Origin of the sequence: Lentzea sp. JNUCC 0626 (assembly GCF_043632865.1) — a bacterium.
Taxonomy (GTDB): domain Bacteria; phylum Actinomycetota; class Actinomycetes; order Mycobacteriales; family Pseudonocardiaceae; genus Lentzea.
In genome coordinates, this window is sequence record NZ_CP171635.1 from 1,221,090 (window position 1) to 1,245,353 (window position 24,264).

The window sequence follows — 24,264 nt, forward strand, 5'->3', positions numbered from 1 at the left end:
GAGGAACCTCACCGCGGCAACCGGTAGTCCGGTCCGAGGGCCGCTCCTCGATTCGGCTTGTACAGGTCGAACCCGCGCGGATCGCACTGCAGCCCGCCGTTGATGCAGTGCCGGACCAGCGCGGCCTGGGTCGGCGCGTCCCAGGCGTTCATGAAGTCGTAGTGCCAGGTGTAGCCGCGACCGCTGGCCAGTCTCACCCGCGACATGTCCCCGGACACCGGGAACGCCATCTTGAACTCGATCATCGGCACCGCGACCGGGTGCGACGGCGGACAGGTCAGCGTCGCGCGGTCCGGATAGGCCATGTGGGACTGGTGGTTCGCCGAGTCGAGGTCACGGCCGTTCCAGCAGCTCGGCGCCTGGTAGCGGACGTTGAGCTGGGTGCCGGGCGGGCACCACGCAGGGAAGTCGTAGTTGTGGAAGCTGTCGCCGCACTCCCAGCCCTCGACCGCGCCGGGGGCCGTGCGGAACTGCTCCTGCGTCGCCGTGGGACTGCCGACCACGAACCGCATGCCCGGCGGGAACGGCACCACGTCCTGGTACCGCAGGATGCCGGACTTGTAGTAGATGACCTGCGGGAAGTCCGGCGGCACGAGCTGGTCGCCGTTGTAGACCGACGGGAACCAGTACGCGGACTTGTCGTCCGGCGTCCGGCAGTTGGTCTGCGCTCCCTTCAACGAGTCGTTGGTGCTGCGGGCGTTGGTGGAGGGGTTGCCGAGGAATGTGTGCATGTGCGAGGCGCCCGGCAGTCCCGGAAAGACGATCGGGTCGTCCGGGAGATGGGTCGTGACCGAGCAGTTCGCCTGGAACTCGTGGTGCGTGACCAGGTCGTCGGCCTTCGCCGACTGGGTCACCACCACCGCTGCCACCAGGGCAGCCGTCATCGTCAACGCGCTGAGTTTCCGGGACACCAATGTCCTCCTGCCGACGTGGGGAAACCGGCTTGGAGAGCGCTCTCCCAAACAGCGTCCCGCCCTGTCGTGCGACGTGTCAAGACCGGTTCTTTGACACGCCCGGCGCCTGGTCGTACCGTCCGTCGGCAGGGTTGTGAGAGCGCTCTCCCTCGCGACCTTCACCTCAGGAGCTGCACATGCGTGGATTCATCAGGTTCATCACGGCGGGCGCGGCGTCGGCCGCCCTGCTCCTCGGCGCCGCGCCCGCGGTGCTGGCCGGCGGACCGGTCCAGGTGGACGTGGGAGGCGCGGGGGACGCGACCTTCCTGCCGGACAGCGGGGTCGGCGGGCTGACCGACGCGAAACCGGCCGACAAGCGCGCCCACACCTTCTTCAGCCGCACGGTGACCAACCCGATCCCCAACGAGATCTGGTACACGGCAAGGCACCTGGAGTCGTCCTACGAGCTGACCGGGCTCACCGCCGGCGGTGCCTACGAGCTCAGGCTCTACTTCCTCGACTGGTACTTCACCCGGCCCGGCCAGCGGGTCTTCGACGTCGACGTGAACGGCACCCGCGTGCTGAGCGACTTCGACATCATCGGCACGGCGGTGGCGGCGGGTGCCGACGCTCCGCTCACGGCGTTCGGCGTGGAGAAGGACCTCGCGGTGACCGCCGACGGGAACGGGACGGTCCGGATCGACTTCGTGCGCGGCAAGGTCAACCAGCCGCAGGTGAACGCGATCGCGCTCGTGCCGGCGTCCTGAGCGCCCGGAGGGACGGAGCAGACAAACAGGGCATCAAACAATCCAACACAATCAAACACGACTTTCGGTCGAGTTTTCGTTGTTTAGGGTTGTTCTTTGGTGGATTTTGACGCAATCTTTTCGATGCGTTAGCCCGTGTGTCACCCCTCCAGTCCCTGCCTGAGGAGTTCGATGCGCCCCGCCCTCTCGTGGGCGGCTGCCGTGTTGGTCTTCGCCGGTGGCATCGTCGCCACCGGCTCCAGCACCGCGTCCGCCGCCGTCGTGCCCAAGACCCCGCCGCTGTCCACGCCGTGGACGAGCCAGGTGTCGACCACCAACCCGCTGCCGGAGTACCCGCGCCCGCAGATGACGAGACCCGAGTGGCAGTCGCTCAACGGGGAGTGGGAGTTCCTGAACCCCGCCACCGACGGCGCGGGGAACGTCAACCGGTACGCCGCGCCGCCGCTCGGCCAGACGTTGCCGGAACGCGTGCTGGTGCCGTACCCGATCGAGTCCGCGCTCTCGGGCATCATGCGCAACGACAACCGCGACCTGATGTTCTACCGGCGCACGTTCACCGTGCCGCCGAACTGGAACGGCAGGCGGGTGCAACTGCACTTCGGCGCGGTCGACTACGAGGCGACGGTGTGGGTCAACGGAACCCAGGTCACCACGCACAAGGGCGGCTACGACCGGTTCGAGGTCGACGTCACGCCGCAACTCAACGGCGGCACCAACGAAATCGTCGTGCGCGTGTACGACCCGACCGACGGCCGCGGTGAGAAGCAGCCGGTCGGCAAGCAGGTCAACGACACCAGCCGGATCTTCTACACGCCGTCGTCGGGGATCTGGCAGACGGTGTGGCTCGAACCCACGGCGCCCACGTCGGTGTTCTCCGTCGACGTCTACCCGAACCTCTCGAACAACACCGCCAGAGTCCGAGTCTTCACGCGCGGCAACGCTTCCGGGCACACGGTGCTGGCCGAGGCGATGGCCGGGACCACCGTCGTGGGCAGCGCGACCGGTGGCTTCACCGAGTTCTCGGTGCCGGTGCCGAACGCGCGCCGCTGGTCGCCCGACGACCCGTACCTCTACAACCTGCGGGTCTCGCTGCGCAACGCCTCCGGCGCGACCGTCGACCAGGTCGTGAACTACTTCGGCATGCGCGAGGTCGGCACGAAACTCGTCAACGGGGTGCTGAGGCCGACGCTCAACGGCGAGTTCGTGTTCCAGATCGGCACGCTGGACCAGGGTTTCTGGCCCGACGGCCTCTACACGGCGCCGACCGACGCGGCGCTGGCGTCGGATCTGCAGAAGCACAAGGACCTCGGCTTCAACATGGTCCGCAAGCACATCAAGGTCGAACCGGCCCGCTGGTACTACCACGCCGACCGCCTCGGACTGCTGGTGTGGCAGGACGTTCCGTCCACACCGGCGTTCGACCAGAACCGCACGGCCGCGCAGATCGCGCAGTTCGAGACCGAGGCGCGCGAGATCGTCGACGAGCACCGGTTCTCACCCGCCGTCGTCGCCTACGTGCCGTTCAACGAGGGCTGGGGCGAGTGGAACCTCGCCGACACCCGGAGAGTGAGCACCGACCTCGAGAACTACGACCCGACCCGGTTGATGAACGCTCACAGCGGCTACAACTGCTGTGTCTCCAAGGGAGATCCGGGCAACGGCGACATCCTCGACTGGCACGTCTACACCGGACCTGACGCGCCCCGGCCGTCGGCGACCCGCGTGTCGGTGCTGGGCGAGTTCGGCGGCATCGGGCTGCGCACGCCCGGCCACGAGTACAGCCCGAAGAACGACTTCTTCGCCTACGAGCAGGTGTTCAGCGCGGGCCAGCTCAACGACCGCTACACCGGCATGGTCCGCGACGTGAAGCAGCTGATGACCACCAAGGGGCTCTCCGCGTACGTGTACACGGAGATCACCGACGTCGAGGGCGAGTACAACGGCCTGTACACCTACGACCGTCGTGTGCAGAAGGTCGACACGAACCAGTTGCGGGCCGCGCACGCCGACCTGATCGCGTCCTCGCGCAACCTCAACTCACCGGCCGTGTTCACGCTCGGACACGTCCGGTCGTTGCGGGTGACCACACCGGGCTTCACCGACCGGTACCTCCGTCACTCGAACTCGGTGGCGCGCACGGACGTCATCTCCGGCGCGAGTGCCGATGGCGCACGCCAGGACGCGTCGTTCCGCACGGTGGCGGGCCTCGCCGATCCGCGCTGCTACTCCTTCGAGTCGGTGAACTTCCCCGGCCGGTTCCTCAGGCACGCGGCCAACGTCGCGCGCGTCGAGGCGTCCACGGGTGGTTCGTTCAACGCCGACGCGACGTGGTGTGCGCGGCCGGTGTCGGGCGGCACGCAGTTCGAGTCGCTGAACTTCCCGGGCTCGTTCCTGCGCCACTACGCGGACAACGTCTACCTGGCCCGCAGCGGCGGCACGAACGCCTGGGACAGCCCGACCGGGTTCGCCGCCGACTCCACCTGGGGCACGGTGGATCCGGCGCTGTGGCGGAGTTCGGTCCGGCTGGCCACGGACGTGCGGCAGTCGCTGCGGGTGGCGACGTGGGGTCACACCGACCGCTACCTCCGGCACGCCGACAGCCTGGCGTACACGGAGATCGTGAACAGCGGCAGCAGCGCGACCCTGAAGGCCGACGCCACCTACACGGTCCGCCGCGGCCTCGCCGACTCGTCCTGCTACTCGTTCGAGTCGGTGAACTTCCCCGGCCAGTTCCTGCGGCACGCCGCCAGCCGCGTGCGGAACTCGCCGAACGACGGCTCGGCGTTGTTCCGCGCCGACGCCACCTTCTGCGCGCGGCCGGGCCTGAGCGGCACGGGCGTGACGCTGGAGTCGATCAACCAGCCGGGCTCGTACCTGCGGCACTTCGAGTCCCAGGTGCACGTCGCGTCCGGCAACGCCGAAGCGGGCTTCGACCGGCCGCAGACGCTCACCGCGGACAGCACCTGGACGCTCGCCGCGCCCTGGGCGCCGTAGACCCACCGAGGCCGGGACGGCACTGCCGTCCCGGCCTTCCTACTTCGGGGAGTTCGGCATGTGGCAACGATGCACGGCGATCCTGACGGCATTCTTCCTCCTCTGCCTGGGAACCGCGGTACCGGCCTCGGCGGAGGGCAACGGCGGTACGCGAATCCTGCCGCTCGGTGACTCGATCACCGACGGTTTCAACGTTCCCGGTGGCTACCGCATCAACCTGTGGCGCTCGCTGGCCGGCGCGGGCCACCTCGTCGACTTCGTCGGCACGGGCTTCAACGGTCCGGCGGACCTGCCCGACCACGACCACGAAGGCCATTCCGGCTGGCGCATCGACCAGATAGACGCGATCGCCACCGGTGTGCTGCGCGACACCGCGCCGCGCACAGTCCTGCTGCACATCGGCACCAACGACATCGTGCAGAACTACAACCTGCCCGGCGCTCCGGCCCGCCTGAGCGCGCTGGTCGACCGCATCCGTGCGGCGGCACCGAACGCCGACGTGTTCGTCGCCTCCGTCGTCCCGCTGTCCGACCCCGTGCTGGAGGCGAGGGCCAACGCCTACAACGCCACCATCCCGGACATGGTGCGGAGCAAGGGTTCCCGCGTGCACTTCGTCGACATGCACGCCGCCCTCACCACCGCGGACCTGGCCGACGGCGTGCATCCGTCCCGCGCGGGCTACGACAAGATGGCCGCCCGCTGGGCGTCCGCGCTCGCCGCCGTACCCGGTTCGGCCGGGGACGACGGCGCTCCGGTCGCGCTGCCCAGCGGCCTGCGTTCGTTGCGCGTCACCACACCGGGGTTCACCGACCGGTACGCGCGGCACCAGAACGCGTTGGGCTACACCGAACACGTCGACGCCGGCAGTTCCGCGTTGCTCAAGGCCGACGCGACCTGGCGGATCGTGCCGGGGCTCGCGGGTGGTTGCCACAGCCTGGAATCCCGCAACTTCCCCGGCTACTACCTGCGGCACCAGGCCAGTCGCGTGAAGATCAGCGCCAACGACGGCTCGGCGCTCTTCCGGGCCGACGCCACGTGGTGCGGGCGTTCCGCGCCGACCGGGGTTCGGTTGAGCGCCTGGAACTTCCCGGGTTCCTACCTGCGGCACGTCAACAGCGAACTGTGGCTCGCGACCCCCGGAGGCTCGGGCCCCCAGGACACGGCCGCGAGCCTCGTCCCGGACATCGCCTGGTCCGTCGACGGCCCCTGGGCGCCTTAGGTCCTGTCCGGCAAGTCCGTCGGGCGGCAGTGGCGGCCGAGGGACCCGGAGGCGGCACCGCCACGACGCCCGAATACCTCCGGTATGAGGGCATCGCGGCGGCACCGCCTCCGGCTCGCTCACCCGCGCCTGCCACCTGACAGACTTGCCGGACAGGACCTAGAGACCGGTGGTCCAGCGCTGGTTCGGCGCCCCGTTGCAGTCGTGGATCCGCAACCGGGTGCCGTTCCCGCCCTGCCCGCCCGGCACGTCGAGGCACCGGCCGGAGTTCGGGTTGAGCACCGAGCCGTCCGCCCGGAGCACCCACTGCTGGAACACCGAGCCGTTGCAGTCGTAGACCCAGAGCGGGGTGCCGTTGCCGGTCTGCCCGCCGGGGACGTCCAGGCACCGGCCCATCGCGCGGATCGTGCCGTCGGTCTCCACCGCCCACTGCTGCACCGGCGCGGTGTTGCAGTCCCACAGCTGCACGGCGGCGGCGTTGAGCTGCCCGCCCGCGGCCACGTCGAGGCAACGTCCTAACGCGTTGCGCACGCCGCCCAGCGCACGCGGGACCGTGGCACCGGCGGGGAGGCGCAGGACGTTCTCGCGGCGGTTGCCCCGCGCCCAGGCCGGGTCGCCGAGCCCGATGCCGCCGTTCGCGATGCGGCCCGTGAAGTAGTCGCGGTACCAGCCGAGCCAGTACGGCAGCCCGCCGGAGTTCTGGTTGTAGCCGTAGGCCGCGGCGCAATGCACGCCGTCGGTGCGGCTGGGATCGTCGGCGCACTGCGGGGCGCGGCCGATGCCGAGCTGGCGGAAGTAGAACTGCGCCAAGCCGTGCAACGCCTCGTGCGTCCAGCCGGCCAGCGCGTCCTGGTTGTAACCGAGATCGTCGCGCGCGTTGACGCTGCTCCAGCCGGTGTTGTGCGGGCCCGTACCGCCGAGCGTCCAGTAGGAGTGGCCGCGGAACGGCCCGTACATCAGCACGCCGTCCCATTCTCCCGGCCGGACCCAGCGCGCGGTGTCGCCGCCGACGTCCTCGGGCCGGATGATGCCTTCGGCGCTCGTGCTCGTGAGCGGGTCCGGTGAGACCTGGACGGAGGTCTGGAGGAACACGCTGCCGCCGGTGAGGTCGCGCACCATGCGCGGCCAGGTGGTGAGGAAGGCGTTGCGGGCCGCGTCGACCTGGGTGGTGGACAGCTGCCCGCTCCAGCCCGGTGCGGTGGAGTTCGGCTTGACGATCATCAGGAACCGCAGTGCCACGGCGGGACGCGCGGCCGCCGTGGTGGCGGCGGTCAGGTGCTCGACTCGTTGGGCGGCCGAGCCGTTGCAGTCCCACAGGCGCAGCCGGGTGCCGTTCGCCGTCGCGCCGTTGGGGGAGTCGAGGCAGCGGCCGGACAACGGGTTGAGCAGCGTGCCGTCCGGGCGGTGCAGCCACTGCTGGGGTGAAAGTCCGTTGCAGTCCCAGATCTGCAACGGGGTTCCGGCGGCGGTCGCGCCACCGGGCACGTCCAGGCAGCGGCCGTTGACCGTCAGCGAGCCGTCCGGCCGCCACGTCCAGCGTTGCACCGGTGCCGTGTTGCAGGTCCAGAGCTGTACCGCGTCGCCGTTGCGGCCGCCTCCTGCCGCGGCGTCCACGCACGTGCCGCCCACCGCGCGCAACGACCCGGTGCGGTCGGCCGCCGGTGGCAGCGCGGCGGCACCGGCGTAGGCGCGGCACACGCCGTCCGGTCCGGTGTCGGTGGTCACCTGTGCCACGCGGTCGTTGTCCAACGGCACGAGGGTGGGGCTGTAGTTCGGGCAGACGCCCGGACGTGCGCCGGGCACGCCGACCGGCACCGGCGCCGGGGTCCACGAGTCCAGTGCGGAGGTTCCGGTGAACATGGCCAGGCCGTTGAGCGCGGCCGTCGAGCCGTTGGCGTTCAAGATGCGTTGGCCGATCAGCAGGACGCGACCCGACGACGTGACCGCGAGCGTCGGGGTGGCCACGAGGTAGCGGCCGTCCTGGGTGCGGGCGAGTGGGCCGAGGTCGGCCGGATCGCCCCAGTCCCAGCCGTTCGATGACGTGCGGTGCCGCACCGCGCAGTCGAACTGGCCGCCGAAGCCGCACACCTCGTACGCCATCAGGTACGTGCCGTTCGGGAGGCGCCGGACCGACGCCATGCCCGGCCGGTGACCTGACGCGGTGCCGGCGACCGTGGTCGTGCGCTGGGTCCACTGCAGACCGTCGGTGCTGACCACCCTCGCGAGCACCTGGCTGCGGCCGGGCTGGCCCTCGTCGGCGAAGTGCAGCACCAGCCTGCCGGAGACGTCGACGGAGAACTCGGGCTCCCACAGGCCACCCGTGTTCGTCGCGCGCACGGCCGTGGCCAGCAGGCTCCACGTGCGGCCGACGTCGGTGCTCCGCCACACCCGCAACGACATCCGCCGGTCTGGCGCGTCCTGACCGGCGCTGCCCGCCCACAGCAGTGTGCCCGCTGGGAGCGAGCCGATCTGGCGCGGCAGTTCGAAGAGCGTGGTGCAGCACAGACCTGTGCGCGCCTCGGGGTCGGCGACGGTGCCGACGCGGCGGTAGGTGACGCCGCCGTCGGTGCTCTCGCTGATCGCGCCCACCGGCCCGCCGCCGGGAAAGCCGGTGGTCGTCAGCAGAATTCGTCCGTTGGCGGTGCCGTTGTGCGCCAGCCGCACCGCTCTCGGGTACATGGCGGCGTCCTGGCTCACGGGGTTGCCGACGGCCGCCACCGCCGGGATGGCCGTCACCGTGCCGATGATCATCAGGAGTGCGAGGAAGAGTGCTGAACTTCGGCGTTTCACCGTTGAACCTCCCGAGTTCGCCCGGTCGGAGAATCCCGGCGTTCTTCCTGGCGTGTCAACGAATTCGGCTCGGCAACAGCGAAACACCGCGACTTTCGGCCCCGAAGCCCCGCTGTTCGACGAATTCGACACACCTTTCGAAACTTTCCTTGCCATCTCCGAGCGCTCGCTTCACCGTGAGTGGCCTGGGAGCGCTCCCAGTTCCCCGCTGACGTGGAAGGAAGACCGAATGCGAACGTGGACCCTGCTGGCCACCCTCGCCCTGGCCCTCACCGGCGTGACAGCACCCGCCTCGGCGGCCGTCGAGATCTGCGAGGAGTTCGGCACGACGCGGCTCGACGGCGGCCGGATCATCGCGCAGAACAACCGGTGGGGCGCCTCGACGACCCAGTGCATCAACGCCGACGGCACCGGGTTCCGCATCACGCGGTCGGATCACAACAACGCCACCAACGGCGTGCCCGCCGGGTACCCGTCCGTCTACAAAGGATGTCACTACGGCAACTGCACGACCGAGAGCGGGCTTCCGTTGCGCGTCAGCGACTTCCGCAACCCCCGCGCCACCTACGACATCAGCACCCCGGACGCGGGGGAGTGGAACGCCTCGTTCGACATCTGGTTCGACGCGAACCCCAACCCGTCCGGCCAGAACTACGGCGCCGAGGTGATGATCTGGGCCAACCACCGCGGCCGCCCGCAGCCCATCGGTTCCAAGCAGGCGACCGTGACCCTGGAGGGCGGCACCTGGGACGTGTGGATCGGCAACATCGGCTGGAACGTCATCTCCTACGTCCGCCAGCAGCCGACGAACCTGATGTCCGACTTCAGCGTTAAGGCGTTCACCCAGGACGCGGTGAACCGCGGTCAGATCAACCCCGCCTGGTACATGACCAGCGTGCAGGCGGGCTTCGAACCGTGGGTCGGCGGCGCGGGCCTCGCGGTCAACCGGTTCGGCTTCACCACCGACGGTGGCGGTGGTGGCGGCGCCCAGAAGATCGTCGGTGTCGGCAGCAACCGATGTGTCGACCTCGACGCCTGGGGCACCGCCGATGGCACCACCGCGCTGCTGTGGGACTGCCACGGCGGAGCCAACCAGCGGTGGGAGTGGCGCGGGGAGTCGCTGGTCAACCCCGTGTCCGGCAAGTGCCTCGACGTGCGCGGCAGCGGCACCGCGAACGGCACCCAGGTGTGGCTCTGGTCGTGCCTGGGCAACGGCGCGCAACGCTGGGTCCGCGACGGCAACGGCAACCTGCGCAACCCGCAGTCGGGCCGGTGCCTGGACGCCGTCGAACGCGGCACCGCCAACGGCACCCGGTTGCAGCTCTGGGACTGCGGTGGTGGCGTGCAGCCCCAGCAGCAGTGGCGGTTCGAGGCTTAGGCCCTGTCCTAGGCCCCGACCATCCGTTCGCTGAGCTCCCACAGCCGGCGCGCGGACTCCGGGTCGAGCGCGTGCGGGGCGACGTCGGTGATCGGCGCCGTCCCGATCGTGCCGTCGAACGGGGTGGCGTCCACCGGCGCGATGTCGTTGTTCTTCAGGTAGACGCCGCCGATGTCGTCGAGCAATGGGCTGGTGGCGGCGAACACGACGGTGCTCGCCGCCTGCTTCGGGGTCTTGCGTTCGGTGTCCGGGTCGATGATCGGCTCGCCCGCGTCGTCGATCAGGCCCATGGCTTTCAGGGCCTCCACCGGGAACATGCCGTCGCCGCGGGCGAGGGTGGTCGCCACCGCGATGCCGGGGTGGACGGCGTAGGCGTGCAGACCCGTTGCGGCGTAACGGCGTTCGAGCTCGACGGTGAACAGGACGTTCGCGGTCTTGGCCTGGCCGTAGGAGGCACCCGCGTCGAAGCCGGTGGCGAAGTGGAGGTCGTCCCAGCGGATGTCGGACAGCCGGTGGCCGCCCGACGTGAGGGTCACCACGCGGGCGCCGGGCAACGCGGGCAGGAGCGCGAGGGTGAGCTGGAAGTGGCCGAGGTGGTTGGTGGCGAAGACCTTCTCGTAGCCGCGTGCGTCCAGTTCTCGCGTTTCGGCGCCGATGCCCGCGTTGTTCACGAGGACGTCGACCGGCCTGCCGGTGGTGAGGTGGCGCTCGGCGAAGGCGGTGACGGAGGCGGGGTTCAGCAGGTCCAGGCGGCTGACCTCGACGCGGTCCAGCCCGGCCACGGCGGCGGCCGCGCGTTCCGGGTCGCGGGCGCCGATCGTGACGCTCGCGCCTGCTGCGCTGAGCGCTCGGGTCGTTTCGAGGCCCAGGCCCGCGTTGCCGCCCGTGACGATCGCGTGCTTGCCGGTGAGGTCGATGCCCTTCAGCACGTCGTCGGTGGTCGACGCGGCGGTGAACCCGGTGCCCAAGGGGCGTTGCTTTTCGAACATGGCTTTGACGCTAAGGCGCCGGCTTCGAACTCTGAATAATTGAAAGTCCGCAAAACTTGAGCGATAGTTCGAGGGTGCGGAACGACGCGTTGTCCGAGGTCCTGGAACTCATCGACGTCCAGGGTGTGATGACGGGCGGGTTCACCGCGAGCGGGCCGTGGGTCGCGCGCGGTGAGCTGACGAGGCCGCTGGAGTTCGTGGTGGTGGCGCGCGGGCGGGCGTTGTTCGAGACGAACAGCACGGCAGAGCCGGTCGAGGTCACGACGGGGGACGTGGTCGTCCTGAACCGGCAGACCTGGCTGCGCGGCCGCGGCGGGGCGTCGGACGAGGTGCCGCGCGAGATCGACGTGACCAGGCCGGGGGAGTTCTCGCCGCACGACTCCGACGCGGTGATCGGCGGGCACCTCCACTTCAACGCGCTCGGCCACGTGCTGCTGCACGCGCTGCCGGACGTCAGCGTGGTGCGCGGGTCGTCGTTGCCGGCGCGGATCGACCACCTCGTGGAGGAGTTCACGTCGGACCGGATCGGTGCCGCCTTCGCGGTGCGGCAGCACGCCCAGCTGCTGGTGCTGGACGTGCTGCGCGCCCACCTCGGCCGCGCCGACCTGCCGGCGGGCCTGCTCCGGCTGCTCACCGACGCACGACTGCTGCCCGCCGTGACGCTGATCCACACCCGGCCAGGACACCCGTGGCAGCTCGGCGAGCTGGCGACGGCGGCGGCCATGTCCCGGACGACGTTCGCGACCCGGTTTCGCGCGGTGGCAGGGGTACCGCCGCTGACCTACCTGTGCCGCTGGCGGATGTTGCTCGCCGAACGCGCGCTCCGCGACACCGACGCCCGCGTCGGCGAACTGGCGGCGTCACTGGGGTTCGGGTCGGAGAGCGCGTTCTGCACGGCGTTCAAACGCGAGGTGGGCGAGTCGCCGCTGCGGTTCCGCACCCGTGCCCGGCTACTCGGTGCCCTCGAACACGACGGCTGAGTCGGTGCGGGCGGGCTGGCCCCAGACGAAGTCCCGGGCAGCCGTGTCGTTGCTGAGGTAGTGGCGGAACCACGACGTCATGACCCGCTTGGCCGCGACGAGCTGAGCCGCGCGAGTGACGGACCCGTTGTCGCAGAACAGGCCTGATGAGTCCATGAATCCACAGTGGAACCCGCCGGTGATGGTGCGCAGTTGCTTCGCTCGTGGCTTCGCGGCGAACATCGGCCGCTGGTGCTCATCGACCGGCGTGATGGTGTCCTGCGACCCGGCGAGGAACTGCGCGGGCGCGGCGAGGGTCGCGGCCGCCGCCTTGGCCGACGGCGTGGTCTCGGCGGCGGCGTAGGTGGACACGGCGGTGATCTTCGGGTTGCGCGCGGCGGCGAGCACGGCCGCGCCACCGCCCATGGAGTGGCCCGCGACGCCGAGCGAGGCGGTGCTGATGTGGTCGCGGAACCGCGAGCCCGTCGTGGTGTCCTGGGCGACCAGCCAGCTCAGGCCGGTGTTGAGGTCGTCGGCGAACGTCCCGTGGTTCGGGCTGAGGCCGCCCTGCGTGGTCGGCACCACGACGACGAAACCCCACGACGCCAGGTGGTTGCTGGTGCTCGTGTACTTCGACGTGGCCTGGAAGAAGCCGTGCCCGAACGCGATCGCCGGGAACCGGCCCGCCGCCACGGGCTGGTTCGTGCCCGTCGTGGTGGCGGGGTAGTGGACGCGCGCGGGCACGGACCGGCCGCCCACGACGGCGGTGACATCGCTGTGCGCCACCGGATACGTGCCGGGCAGGCCGTAGTCCGGTGGCGCGGCGGATGCGCTCGGGGTGGCCAGGGTGGCGGCCACCAGGGCCAGTGTCGTCGCGAGAACTCGCATGAACCGCTCCTCGTGAGAAGGGTGGATCGGCGGCGCTGGTGGCGCCGCGACGTCAGGGCGATCCGAACCGCATGCGCAGGCCCGTGACCGCGAGGTGCAGGCGCGGGCGGGCTGCGGTGAGCCGGGCGAGGGGGCCGTCCGGGGTGAAGCTCCAGTGCAACCGGGTCCGGCGGACGCGGGCGGAGGTGCGCAGGGGAGTGCGGGTGGTGCGGTGGTCCAGGGACTGCCAGACGGAGGTGCCGAGGCGCGCGGGAAGGCCGGATGGTGGCTGGGAGGGTTCGTCAGCACGCGCTTCAGGGAGGGTGCGTGCTCCGGTCACCTCGTGGGCGTCGGCGATGCCGTGTGCCCGAGCGGCCAGCCGAGGCGTGGCCGAGAGCGTGAACTCCGCCATCTCCTTGGGGATTCCCCACATCGCCCGCGCCCCGCGCCGCGACGTCTCGTCGTCCACCCAGATGTCCGTGATGGACAGTCCGAACCGGACTCCCCGGCGCACCACCACGGCCGCCAGCAGTTCGCGGTAGGAGAGCAGGCCCGGCGGACCATAGTTGACGAATGCGGTCACCACGAGGACCCGGCCGGCCAGGCTGAGCGGCGCCACGCCCGCAGGTAGCAGGGGGACCGCGGAGCGCGGCGCCGTCCACACCGTGAGCCAGCCCTGGCCCCGCAGGTCCCACGGTGGGGGAGGGAAGTCAGCGGGCACGTGAGCGAACCTAGGGACAAACCACCCGTTCGCACCAGGACAACAACGGCCGTGGAATTGACAATCGCGGCCATGAGGACGTTGGCCGAACCCGCGACCCGGCACTGGGACTTCCCGCGCGGCATCGCAAGTGTCGGGCTGCTGCTGCGTTTCGGCGCGGAGCACGGGTTGGCGCGGCAGGATCTGCTGGCGGACAGCGGAATCACGCCCGTCCAGTTGGCCGATCCGGCCAGCGAGATCAGCGCGCACCAGGAACTCGCGGTCGTGCGCAACCTGGCCGCGAGGCTCCCGCACGCGGGTGTCGAGGCGGGGCGCCGGTACCACGCCACGACGTTCGGCGTGCTCGGGCACGCGTTCCTCAGCGCCGCCACCGTGCAGGACGCGATCGACCTCGCGTTGCGGTACGTGGACCTCAGCTTCGCCTTCACCGCGCCGACAGCCGCGCTGCGCGGAGACCTGCTGGTCATCGAACTCGGCCCCGGCGCGTTGCCCGCCGACGTGGCGCCGTTCCTGGTCGAACGCGATCTGGCCGCCATCCACACCGTGATCGGCGAACTCGTCGGTGGCGAGGTGCCGGTCGTGTCGGTGGAGTTCAGTCACGCGGCACCGCCCGACGTCCGCGCCCACGAAGAGGTCTTCGGCACCAGCCCGCACTTCACCGCGTCACGCGATCAGTCCGTTGTGGACGCCGCGCTGCTGACGAGAGCGCTCCCACTGGCGAGCCCGGAGGCAACGGCGTTGTGCGAGAAGCAGTGCGAGGACATCGCCGCACGTCGGCGCCGCAAACCGGAGGTGCGCGACGAGGTGCGGCGACTGCTGGAGAGATCCGCGCGGTTCGAGGAGACGATGCCGGACGTGGCTCGCGCGCTCGGTGTCAGCCCGCGCACGTTGCGGCGGCGGCTCAGCGAGTCCGGCACCGGTTATCAGGCGCTGCTGGACGAGGTGAGGGCGGCACGCGCGGTGGCGTTGCTCAGCAGCGGTGAGGTGTCGGTGGAGCGGGCGGCGGCCGCGCTCGGGTTCGCCGAGTCCGCGAGCTTCATCCACGCGTTCCGCCGCTGGTACGGCACCACGCCGGCCGGTTTCGCACGGTCGCGCGGCGCCTGAAGCGAGTCTGAAGGATCAGGCCGCACCCTGGTCACGCCGGGACGTCCGACGAACACTGTCCGCCATGGTGCAACTGGACGAACGCGCCGTGGTGCGGAGGCTGCACGATCGGCTGGGCACGGGCCCGCGGCCGGGAGACCTGGACAGAACGTTCGACGCCGCGCTCGACGCGGTGCTCGCCGAAGACCCCTCCGGGGACGTGCCCCCGCCGCAGCCGGCCAGCCCGCCCCGCCCGGCCAAGGGTGATCGCGCGGCCAAGCAGGACGCGGCCCACCAGCGCAACGAGGACGACCACGCGCTGACGACGTGGTGGCTCGACCGCATGGTCACGACGACCAGACCCGCGCTGGAACGCATGACCTGGTTCTGGCACGGGCACTTCGCGACGAGCGAGCAGAAGGTGCGGTCACCGCGCGCGATGCTGGCGCAGAACGAGACGTTCCGCGCGCTCGGGCTCGGGCCGTTCGCGGACCTGGCGCAGGCGCTGGTGGTCGACCCGGCGCTGCTGGTGTGGCTCGACGGCAACGACAACCGGGCGGGCGCGCCCAACGAGAACCTCGCCCGCGAGTTCATGGAGCTCTTCACCCTGGGCGTCGGGCACTACGGGGAGCCGGACGTCCGCGAGGCCGCCCGCGCGCTGACCGGGTGGACGGTGCGCGCGGACACGGGCAAGGCCGAACTGGTGGCGAAGCGGCACGACGACAGCCAGAAGACCGTGTTCGGGCAGGCGGCGAAGTTCACCGCGAAGTCGTTGGTGGAGCTGCTGCTGAACCGCGCCGAGAGCCCCGAGTTCGTGGTGGGCAGGGTGTGGTTCCGGTTGGTGTCGGCACAACCGCCGCCCGCGGACGTCGTCGCACGGCTGGTGCCCGCGTTCCGCCGTGACACGCGCTCCTTGTTGCGCGCCATGGCATCCGAGGCGGCGTTCCGCGACCCGGCGAACGCACTGGTCAAGCAACCCGTCGAGTGGGCGGCCGGGCTGATGCGCGCGGTGGGGGTGCGGCCGCGCGACCTGGAACGCAAGCAGGCCGACGCACTGCTGAAGGCGTTGCGCGGCCTCGGCCAGACGCCGTTCCGCCCGCCGAGCGTCGGCGGCTGGCCCGCCGGAGGCGCGTGGCTGACGACCGCCACCTGGCCGTCGCGGCTCGACCTGGCCAAGCTCGTGGCCGACCGCGCCGCCCTCAAGACGGCGCTGGGCACCGCCGACCGGATCGAGGGCGTGCGGCGCCTGCTCGGCGTCGACTCCTGGTCCGACCGCACCAGAACCGCGCTCGGCAAGGTCTCCGGCAATCCGGCGCAGCTCGTCGTCGTGGCGGCGAACTCCCCTGAATACGTGGTGAGCAGGTGAACTCGTGGACTCCTTGACCCGACGCCGTTTCCTGACCCTCTCCGGTGTCACGGCAGCCGGTGCCCTCGCGATCGGTGCCACCCAGGTGAACTGGGACGACCTCATGAAGGCGGCGGCCGACGACCCGCTCGACGCGAGCCAGGGCGTGCTGGTCGTCGTGACCCTCTACGGCGGCAACGACGGCCTCAACACCGTGGTGCCCGCCGAGGACCCCGCCTACCAGGACGCCCGCCCGGACCTCGCCTACGAACCGGGCGAGGTGCTCGGCCTGGGTGAAGGCCTGGGCCTCAACCCCGGACTCAAGGGCCTGAAAGGGCTCTGGGACGAGCAGGGGCTGGCCGTCGTGCGCGGTGTCGGCTACGCGCAGCCCGACCACAGCCACTTCCGCTCCATGGCCATTTGGCAGACGGCCTCGCCGCGCACGTCCGTCCCGTCCGGCTGGCTCGGCAGGTGGCTGGACGAGACCGCGGGCGACGACCCGTTGCGCGCGTTGTCCGTCGAACCCCTGCTGCCACCGATGCTCGCCGGGGAACGCACGGCCGCGGCCTCGTTCCCGCTGAACGGCCTGAAGCTCCCGTCCGGCCCGCTGGGTGAGGCGTTCACCGCGCTGGGCCAACCGTCCGGTGGCGAGGAACCCTGGCAGGCGAGGGTGTCCCGGTCCATCGCCGACCTGCGCCGCACCGCCACCACCCTCACCGGCTCGCCCGACGGCGGCAAGCTGCCGGAGGACGACCCGGACGAGCAACGCGACAAGGGCGCCTCGGCGGGCGGCGGTGGTGCGCTAGGAGCCCAACTCGACGTGGTGGCCCGCCTGATCGAGGCGAACGCGCCCTGCCGCGTCTACTCGGCGTCGCTCGGCGGGTTCGACACGCACTCCGACGAACGCGCCACCCAGCAACGCCTGCTGACCGAACTCGACGCGGCGCTCACGCCGTTCGTCCGCAGGGTCGGGAAACGGGCGGTCGTGCTGGTCTACTCCGAGTTCGGCCGGCGCGTGCGGGCCAACGCGAGCGACGGCACCGATCACGGCACGGCGGGTCCCGTGTTCCTGCTGGGCGCGGGTGTGCGGGGCGGCTTCTACGGCGCGCAGCCGAGCCTGACCGACCTCGACGACGGTGACCTGTTGCAGACCACGGACTTCCGCGACGTGTACGCGACGGTCCTCGACCGCGTGCTGGGCACCGAACCGGCCAGGGTGCTGAAGGACCACACCGGACAGCTGGAGGGCGTCTTCGCCACCTGACCTCTGGCGTGCCGCAAGCGGTTCCGCATAATGCTCAGCGTGCTGAACAATGTGGTGCGGTCCGCGGTGGCGGGTCTGTGCGTCGGGGTGCCGCTGGTCCTGCTCGCGCTGGCGTGGCGGCCGCTGACGCTCGGCCACCCCGCGCAGCTGGTCCTGCTGGGCGCGGTGGCGGTGATCGGCGTCGCGCTGGCGTGGTGGGCACCGCCGTGGCTCGCGGCGGTGCTGGCGGTCGTGCTGCTGGCACCGGCGGTGTACCTCCAGCCGTTCGCCGCGACCCAGGACTCCGGCGACGAGACCGTGCTGCGTCCGGACGGGCCGGTCCGCGCGGGCCTGGTGTTCCACCCCGGCGCCCGCGTCGACCACCGGGCCTACCTGCCGTTGCTCCGGCGCGTCTCGGAGCGGGGATTCCTCGTGGTCGTGGTGAAGGAACCGCTGAACATCGCCCTGCTGAGCGGCGACACGGCGCCCCTGCGCGCGGGTCACCCGGAGGTGCCGGTCTGGGCTGTCGGCGGGCATTCGCTGGGTGGTGTGGCCGCGTCCCGGGACGCGCTCGCGGACCCGTCGGTGCGCGGCCTGGTGCTGTGGGCGTCCTACCCGACCGACGACCTGTCGGGCCGCGACGGGCTCACCGCCTGGTCGATCCACGGCGGGCGCGACGGCTTCACCACGCCGCAGGACATCGCCGAGTCGCGCTCGCGGCTGCCCGCGGACACCCGGTTCGCGGAGATCCCCGGCGGGGTGCACGCGTTCTTCGGCGACTACGGCGACCAACCGGGCGACGGGGTGCCGACGGTGTCCCGCGCGGACGCCCAGGACGTGATCGTCGAGCAGACCGTCGCGGCGTTGACAGCTGTTGCCCAGTAATCCCTATTGCTTCAGTGTAGACCGAAGTCGGGCACTCCGAGTGTTGCTGGTAGGTGGTAACGCGCGCATTACACCGAGCAGAGGTGGCTGTGAAGGTTCGAGGAACCACGTGCGTCGTGAATACGTTTTCATGTTTTTGCCGTCGGTGACCGATTGAGTTCCTTCGCCTGGACACTTTGGGGTTCTTCCTAAAGATGCGCGGACTGGTGTCCGTTCGTTGACACCGTTCTGGCGGCTCCGCCATCATGGGAAACGCCTAGAAGATCAATGTGAAAGGTTGTTTCAAATTCTGCCTGGTGAGAGCGCCGGCCAATTGAGATAAAAGTGGCCAATCCCGCAATCACATTATGTTCGGGCGTCGTGAGCAGAGGTGTCGGCGGCGGTTTCGCGACTTCTGCGACAACGATGACATGTGGCGTCACCCGGGCCGGACAACACGCATTGGAGAGTTTGGCGTGTCCCAAGGGAATCTGGAAAAGGGCTTCGATCCCTCGTTCGCACCCAGCGTGGCGGTGGTCGCACCGCCGCACGGTCGTGAGGCCGAGTTGCGCGCGGTCGAGGACCTGATCGCCACGATCGAGGTGGGCGCGCACGTCGTCGTGGTGCAGTCCGAGTCGGGTTCCGGGAAGACGTGGTTGCTGGAACGGGCCGCGGCGCTCGCGGCGCGGCGGGGGTTCGCCGTCGTGGACGGCGTGGCGCCGGGCGCGGCCAGGCACGTCTCGTTGGTCGGGCGGCCGCTGAGGAGTGAGGACGACCGCATCGCGGTGCTCGCGGCCGGGTGCGAGGCGCAGGTCGCCGGGCATCTGCGCACCGATCCCGTGCTGGTCCTGGTGGACGACGTGCACCGGGTGGAGTCCGCGCTGGTGCACGCGCTCGGGATCGTGATGGCGAAGTTCGCGAACGCGCCGGTCTTGTGGATGTTCGCGCTGGACGCGGCGCACGCGGAATCCCCCAACGGTCAGCTGCTGCACTCGTTGGTCCGGCAACAGCGGGTGAAGAGGCTGGGGCCGCTGGAGCCGTTGGCCGGGGCGGCGGTGGTGAGCCTGGTCGAGGGGCTGACTAAGGCGACGCCCGATCCGGATGTGATCGCGTTGTGCGAGAGCGTCGGCGGCGAACCCCAGGCCGTGGTGGATCTCGTGCTGGCGTTGCGGCAGGAGCAGTGCCTGACCGTCGAGGGCGGCGTGGTCGCGCTGGCCGGCGGGGCGACGTCGGCGGTCGAGGCCGAACCCGGTGCGCGGCTGCCGGAGGCGTTCGTGCGGGCGGTCCGGGCGCGGCTCGGGCGGTTGTCGCTGCGGTCGCGGGAGGTGTTGCAGGTCGCGGCGGTGCTGGGCAACAGGTTCCCGCCGCAGGACCTGGCCGAGATGCTCGGTGAACGGACGTCGCAGCTGCTCGGGCCGTTGCAGGAGGCCATCCGGGCCGGGGTGATCGACAGCGACGGCGACGAGTTCGCGTTCCACCGCGAACCGGTGTGGCTGGTCGTGCTCGGCACGGTGCCCGCGTTGCTGCGGTCGATGCTGCACCAGCAGGCGGCGACGATGCTGATCGAACGCGACCGCCTCGAGGCCGCCGCCGTGCACCTGGTGCACTGCGCGAAGCCCGGCGACGCGGAGTCGGTGCGGATCATCCGGGACGCCGTGGCCGGGCTGCTGCCCACGGCGCCGAAGACCGCCGCGGCGCTGGCCGCACGAGGCCTGGAGATCGCGGACGGCGAGGACCGGGTGGTGCTCGCGACGAGCGCGGTCGCCGCTCTGGTGCGGTTGGGAGATCTCGGTGCCGCTGTCGAGCTGGCCACCGAACAGCTCCGCACGTGTGCGGAGGAGGCGGCCGGGCCGTTGCGCAACTGGCTCGCGACGGCGTTGATGCTGCGCGGTGACGAGACGGCGGCGAAGGACGTGGTCTCCGGCCGGGAGGAGCCGTGGCCGGACCTGTTGCTGCTCAACACCTTCTCCGGTGAGGAACGGCGCGAGGTCGTCGACGTGGCGGAACGGGTGCTGGCGGAACCGGGTGCGCACGACTGCGCGGTCCGGGCGGCCGCGCTGACCGTCCGCGCACGGGTGCGGTGGCGTGAGGGCGAGCTGGACGAGGCGCTGGCGAGCATCGACGAGGCGATCGCGGTGCGGCCGGGCCTGCCCGAGATCAGCCAGGCGGACCCGCTGTGGATGCGGGCGTGGATGCTCACGCGGGTGCGCCGGCTCGACGAGGCCCTGGCCGCGACCGAGCTGGCGAGACGCGCGATCGACGAGGAGAACCTGGGGGTGCTCAGCGCGCTGCCGCTGGCGTTGCGGGCGGAGGTCCTGCTGGTCAGGGGTGATCTCGCGGCGGCGGAGGCCGACGCGACGGCGGGGTTGCTGGCGTCCGAACGCGCCGGAACGCCCGTCTACGAACCGCAGTTGCGGGCCGTGCTGGTGATGGCGGCGCTGCGGCAGGGTGACCTGGCGGCGGCGACGCGGCACCTGCGCAGTCTGGAGAGCCGGGTGCCCGGTGGTCCGCCGGTGTTGTTGCGGTGCCTGCTGTCGGCGTTGCTCACCTCGGCCGGGCGGGGCGCGCGGGAGGCGATGGAGGAGTTGCGCGAGGCGATCGAGGACCCTGCCTCTCGCCGGCGGCTGGTGCTGGAGGACCCGTCGTCGACGTCGTGGGCGGTGCGCACGGCGTTGAGCGCGGGGGAGACCGACCACGCCAAGCTGATCGTCGTCACGGCCGAGGAGATCGCCAGGGCCAACCCGGAGCACAACGCGTTCGTCGCGGCGGCACGGCACGGCCGGGCGTTGCTGGACGACGACGTCGCGGGGCTCGAAGGGCTGGAGGACCTGTACGGCGCCGACGTGTGGGCGGTGGCATCGCTGGTCGAGGACGTCGGCTCGATGCTGCGCGAGTCGGACCGGGACCGGGCCGTGATGGCGCTCAACCGGGCAATGGAACGCTACGACGAGTTCGGTGCGGCCTGGGACGCGGCACGGGTGCGGCGCAAGCTCCGCCGCCTCGGGGTGCGGCGGCGGCACTGGAACCACGAGACCCGGCCCGACTCCGGCTGGGGCAGTCTCACCACCGCCGAGGCGAAGGTCGCGGCGCTCGTCGCGCACGGCCTGACCAACCGGCAGGTGGCCACCGAGCTGTTCGTGTCCCCGCACACGGTCGGGTTCCACCTCCGGCAGGTCTACCGCAAGCTCGACATCCGTTCCCGCGTCGACCTGGCGCGCATCGCTCCCTAGGGCCTGTGTCGAAGTCCGAGCCGCGATAGCCGGGCCTGAGGCGCCCGCTGGCGGCACGGCCGGACGACCCACGTACGACACCGGTACGCGGGCCGCCCCGGCCGCACCACCAGGAACCACCTCAGGCGCGACTCTCATCGGCCCGGACTTCGACACAGGCCCTGGCCCCGGGTCACCACCACGCTGTGCGGCCCGTGGAACACGATGTCGTGCGGGAACTTCACGCTGTCCACTGCGTACTCGCCGAGGGCGTCGAGGAGCAGGCCGAGGCCGATCTCCAGCTCGGCGCGGGCCAGCGTGGCGCCGAGGCAGTAGTGGATGCCGAGCCCGAAGCCGGTGTTGCGGCCGCCCGCGCGGTGCAGGTCGAGTGAGTCGGGTGCGGTGAACCGGGCGGGGTCCCGGTTCGCCGCACCGAGCATCACCATCACCCTGGTACCGCTGGGGATCTCGACGCCGGCGATCACGGCGTCCTGGTGCGCCCAGCGTCCGACGGCCTGCACGGGCGGGTCGAACCTGACCAGTTCCTCGACGGCGGCTGGGGTGACGCCTTGGCGCAGTTCCGCTCGCGCTTCCGGTCGGGAGGCCAGTGCCAGCACCGACTTGCTCAGCACGTTGGTCGTGGTCTCGTGCCCGGCGGTCATCAGGTGCACGCAGGTGCCGACGATCTCGTCCGACGACAGGGGTTCGCCGCGGGTCTGGGCGGACACCATCAACGACACCAGGTCGCTGTCCGGATCCGATCGCCGTCGCTGCATCAACGCCAGGAAGTAGTCGCGGAGTTCGCGGGCGGCCCGGTCGGCGATGGCGTGCGCGTCGGGGTTCGCCGCGGCACGGACGCTGCTCGCCTCCTGCAGGTCGACGGCCTGGTCGCGCAACCACCCGGAGTCCTCGCGCGGCACGCCGAGCAACTCGGAGATGACCAGGATCGGCAGCGGTGCGGAGAACCGCTCCACGAGGTCGAACGTGACCGGCAGGTCTGTCAGCAGGGTTCCGGCGATCTCGGCGATCCGCGGCCGCAGGTTCGTCACGACCGCCGGCGAGAACTCCTTGTTCAGCACGGACCGCAGTTCGGTGTGCCGGGGCGGGTCGAGGAACACCAGCCAGTTCTCCACGAGCGTGCGCAACGCCGACGGCATCGACACCGGGCTGCCACCACCCGACGGGGAGCGGCGGCCGAACGCGGCACTGGTCAGCGTCTCGACGGCGGCGTCGTGGCCGAACACGTAACAGGTGCCGTCCGCGAACTGCACGGGTCCGGCGGCCAGGTAGCGGGCGAACACCGGGAACGGGTCGCGCAGGTCCTCGTCCGACCAGTCCTTGAGCGAGAACGGCTTCATCGCGCACCCCCTCGCACGGTGTCGGCGATCGTCCCGGCGTCCGCGGGCAGTTCGGTTCCCCGCCACGCCACGTGTCCGTCCGGCCGCACGAGGACGAACGGCCGTTCGTAGGCCTCGGCGATGTCCGGCGACAGCATTTCCGCGCGGAACGGGATCCCGCGCGTCCCGAACGCGTTCGCGAACGCGCCGAGCTGCGGGGAATCCTCGAAGTGCACCAGCACGAACCCGTCACCGAACAGGTCCAAAGTGGACACGCCGTCCTTGACCCACGCGTGCGGGGCGCGCGACCCCGGCCGGGTGTTCGGCCTGCGGTCCTCCAGGTTCTCGGCCGTCGGGTCGTCGATGATCAGCGGCGACCCCGCGTAGGTGAAGCCGAGGTGGATCTCAGGCGCGTCGAACTCGCGGGCCACCCCGCCGCGCTGGAGCCCCTCGCTGATCTTCGCCCGCATCGCCGCGCCCTGCTCCGAGTCGTCGTTGAGGAACGGCGGCACCTCGCGGCGCATCGCCCGTTCCAGGTTGCGGTTCGCCTCCTCCAGGCCTTCGAACGCGACGGGCTGCCGTTCGGTCGTGTAGCTGTCGAGCAGACCCGGCCCCGCCCACCCGCGCAGCTCGGCGGCGAGCTTCCAGCCCAGGTCGGCGGCACCGCAGATGCCGGTGTTCATGCCGAACCCGCCCGACGGCGACAGTGTGTGCGCCGAGTCGCCGACCAGGAACACGCGGCCGGAGCGGAAGTTCTCGGCGACCCGGTGCACGAGGTGCCACTCGTTGTCGGACACCACCTCCACCGGGGTGTCGAAGGCGATCGCCTTGCGCACCAGCGTTTCGGCGTCCTGCACCGACTCGGGGGAGCCCTGCAGCCCGACCGTCATCCGGTACAGCTCCCGGCCGTCCAACGCGCGAACCGGGAAGCGCAACGCCGAGGAGATCATCAGGTAGAAGAAGTTGGCTACCTTGTCCCCGAGCCGGTCCCGCAGTTCGGGCGCGCGGAACAGGACGTTGCGGAAGACCAGCGTGTCGTGGACGGCGGGCGCGCCGATGCCGAGCTGCTTGCGGATCGGCGAACTCGCGCCGTCACACGCGATGAGGTACCGCGCGCGCACCTCGGTGCCGTCGCTCAGCACGGCGGAGACTCCGGCGGAGTCCTGCGTGAACGACTCCAGCCGCGTGCTCATCCGCACCGGGCCGTCCGGGTGCACCCCGACGGCCTTGCGCAGCAACGGACCGAGCCAGTGCTGCGGGCAGATCGCGTCCGGTTCCGGGGTGTGCCGGAAGTCCGGGCGGGTGGCCATCGTGTGGCGGGACAGGCGGAACAGCTCGTGCCCGCCGATCCGGGTCGTCCACACGCAGTCCAGCGAGTGGTCCTCCGGCCAGCCGGAGTGGCGGATGGTGTCGGCGATGCCCCAGCGGCGGAAGAACTCCATCGAGCGCGGCCCGATGCTGGACACCTTGGGGTGCCCGACCGTGCCGTCACCGGCCTCGACCAGCACGAAGTCCACGCCGCGGGTCCGCAGTTCGAGTGCGGTGGCCATGCCGGTCGGCCCGCCGCCGACGATGATCACTTCGGTGTCCAGCACCTGGTTCTCCT

The 24,264-nt window shown here is 70.9% G+C and carries 17 protein-coding genes; 10 read left to right on the forward strand and 7 right to left on the reverse strand.

The window, feature by feature from the left end:
* Window positions 1–8: 8 nt before the first annotated feature.
* Window positions 9–911, reverse strand: a complete 903-nt coding sequence (locus tag JNUCC0626_RS05590; RefSeq protein WP_394618572.1) for a DUF1996 domain-containing protein — start codon at window positions 909–911, stop codon at window positions 9–11.
* Window positions 912–1,090: 179 nt separating this feature from the next.
* Between JNUCC0626_RS05590 and JNUCC0626_RS05595 the strand changes: the two genes are divergently transcribed.
* The 3 genes from JNUCC0626_RS05595 to JNUCC0626_RS05605 all read left to right on the forward strand — a co-directional run bounded on the left by JNUCC0626_RS05595 (window position 1,091) and on the right by JNUCC0626_RS05605 (window position 5,873).
* Window positions 1,091–1,660, forward strand: a complete 570-nt coding sequence (locus tag JNUCC0626_RS05595; protein WP_394618573.1) for a malectin domain-containing carbohydrate-binding protein — start codon at window positions 1,091–1,093, stop codon at window positions 1,658–1,660.
* A 171-nt stretch (window positions 1,661–1,831) separates the two neighbouring features.
* Window positions 1,832–4,654 carry an AbfB domain-containing protein gene (locus JNUCC0626_RS05600; RefSeq protein WP_394618574.1) on the forward strand — a complete coding sequence of 941 codons (2,823 nt, stop codon included), beginning with the start codon at window positions 1,832–1,834 and terminating at the stop codon, window positions 4,652–4,654.
* Window positions 4,655–4,712: 58 nt separating this feature from the next.
* A complete protein-coding gene (locus JNUCC0626_RS05605) occupies window positions 4,713–5,873 on the forward strand; it encodes an AbfB domain-containing protein (protein ID WP_394618575.1) in 1,161 nt (386 codons plus the stop codon).
* Window positions 5,874–6,032: 159 nt separating this feature from the next.
* Here the strand turns inward: JNUCC0626_RS05605 and JNUCC0626_RS05610 are convergent, their stop codons facing one another.
* Window positions 6,033–8,663: a ricin-type beta-trefoil lectin domain protein gene (locus tag JNUCC0626_RS05610; RefSeq protein WP_394618576.1), complete on the reverse strand. Its 2,631-nt coding sequence runs from the start codon at window positions 8,661–8,663 to the stop codon at window positions 6,033–6,035.
* A gap of 229 nt (window positions 8,664–8,892) precedes the next feature.
* Here JNUCC0626_RS05610 and JNUCC0626_RS05615 point away from each other — a divergent pair, with 229 nt between their 5' ends.
* Window positions 8,893–10,041, forward strand: coding sequence for a GH12 family glycosyl hydrolase domain-containing protein (locus JNUCC0626_RS05615; RefSeq protein WP_394618577.1), 1,149 nt, complete (start codon window positions 8,893–8,895; stop codon window positions 10,039–10,041).
* Between the two features lie 8 nt (window positions 10,042–10,049).
* Here JNUCC0626_RS05615 and JNUCC0626_RS05620 read toward each other — a convergent pair whose 3' ends face one another.
* On the reverse strand, window positions 10,050–11,030 hold the full coding sequence (locus JNUCC0626_RS05620) for an SDR family NAD(P)-dependent oxidoreductase (RefSeq protein WP_394618578.1): 981 nt from the start codon (window positions 11,028–11,030) through the stop codon (window positions 10,050–10,052).
* A 74-nt stretch (window positions 11,031–11,104) separates the two neighbouring features.
* Here JNUCC0626_RS05620 and JNUCC0626_RS05625 point away from each other — a divergent pair, with 74 nt between their 5' ends.
* Window positions 11,105–12,010: a helix-turn-helix transcriptional regulator gene (locus JNUCC0626_RS05625; RefSeq protein ID WP_394618579.1), complete on the forward strand. Its 906-nt coding sequence runs from the start codon at window positions 11,105–11,107 to the stop codon at window positions 12,008–12,010.
* On the opposite strand, the gene JNUCC0626_RS05630 is transcribed toward JNUCC0626_RS05625, so the two are convergent.
* The gene (locus JNUCC0626_RS05630; protein WP_394618580.1) at window positions 11,981–12,877 is read right to left on the reverse strand and encodes an alpha/beta hydrolase family protein; all 897 of its coding nucleotides are present in this window, start codon (window positions 12,875–12,877) and stop codon (window positions 11,981–11,983) included. The genes JNUCC0626_RS05625 and JNUCC0626_RS05630 overlap by 30 nt on opposite strands.
* A gap of 52 nt (window positions 12,878–12,929) precedes the next feature.
* The gene (locus JNUCC0626_RS05635; RefSeq protein ID WP_394618581.1) at window positions 12,930–13,577 is read right to left on the reverse strand and encodes an acetoacetate decarboxylase family protein; all 648 of its coding nucleotides are present in this window, start codon (window positions 13,575–13,577) and stop codon (window positions 12,930–12,932) included.
* A gap of 72 nt (window positions 13,578–13,649) precedes the next feature.
* Here JNUCC0626_RS05635 and JNUCC0626_RS05640 point away from each other — a divergent pair, with 72 nt between their 5' ends.
* The 5 genes from JNUCC0626_RS05640 (at window position 13,650) to JNUCC0626_RS05660 (ending at window position 21,342) form a co-directional block, all read left to right on the forward strand.
* On the forward strand, window positions 13,650–14,681 hold the full coding sequence (locus tag JNUCC0626_RS05640; protein WP_394618582.1) for an AraC family transcriptional regulator: 1,032 nt from the start codon (window positions 13,650–13,652) through the stop codon (window positions 14,679–14,681).
* Between the two features lie 64 nt (window positions 14,682–14,745).
* Entirely contained in the window at window positions 14,746–16,026 is a 1,281-nt protein-coding gene (locus JNUCC0626_RS05645; protein ID WP_394618583.1) for a DUF1800 domain-containing protein, read from the forward strand.
* A gap of 4 nt (window positions 16,027–16,030) precedes the next feature.
* Window positions 16,031–17,269 carry a DUF1501 domain-containing protein gene (locus tag JNUCC0626_RS05650; RefSeq protein ID WP_394618584.1) on the forward strand — a complete coding sequence of 413 codons (1,239 nt, stop codon included), beginning with the start codon at window positions 16,031–16,033 and terminating at the stop codon, window positions 17,267–17,269.
* Window positions 17,270–17,308: 39 nt separating this feature from the next.
* Window positions 17,309–18,133, forward strand: a complete 825-nt coding sequence (locus tag JNUCC0626_RS05655) for an alpha/beta hydrolase (RefSeq protein ID WP_394618585.1) — start codon at window positions 17,309–17,311, stop codon at window positions 18,131–18,133.
* Window positions 18,134–18,588: 455 nt separating this feature from the next.
* The gene (locus JNUCC0626_RS05660; protein WP_394618586.1) at window positions 18,589–21,342 is read left to right on the forward strand and encodes a helix-turn-helix transcriptional regulator; all 2,754 of its coding nucleotides are present in this window, start codon (window positions 18,589–18,591) and stop codon (window positions 21,340–21,342) included.
* Window positions 21,343–21,476: 134 nt separating this feature from the next.
* Here JNUCC0626_RS05660 and JNUCC0626_RS05665 read toward each other — a convergent pair whose 3' ends face one another.
* Window positions 21,477–22,679: a cytochrome P450 gene (locus JNUCC0626_RS05665; protein ID WP_394618587.1), complete on the reverse strand. Its 1,203-nt coding sequence runs from the start codon at window positions 22,677–22,679 to the stop codon at window positions 21,477–21,479.
* Window positions 22,676–24,253 carry an FAD-dependent monooxygenase gene (locus JNUCC0626_RS05670; RefSeq protein ID WP_394618588.1) on the reverse strand — a complete coding sequence of 526 codons (1,578 nt, stop codon included), beginning with the start codon at window positions 24,251–24,253 and terminating at the stop codon, window positions 22,676–22,678. Before JNUCC0626_RS05670 ends, JNUCC0626_RS05665 begins: the two co-directional genes overlap by 4 nt.
* Window positions 24,254–24,264 lie beyond the last annotated feature (11 nt).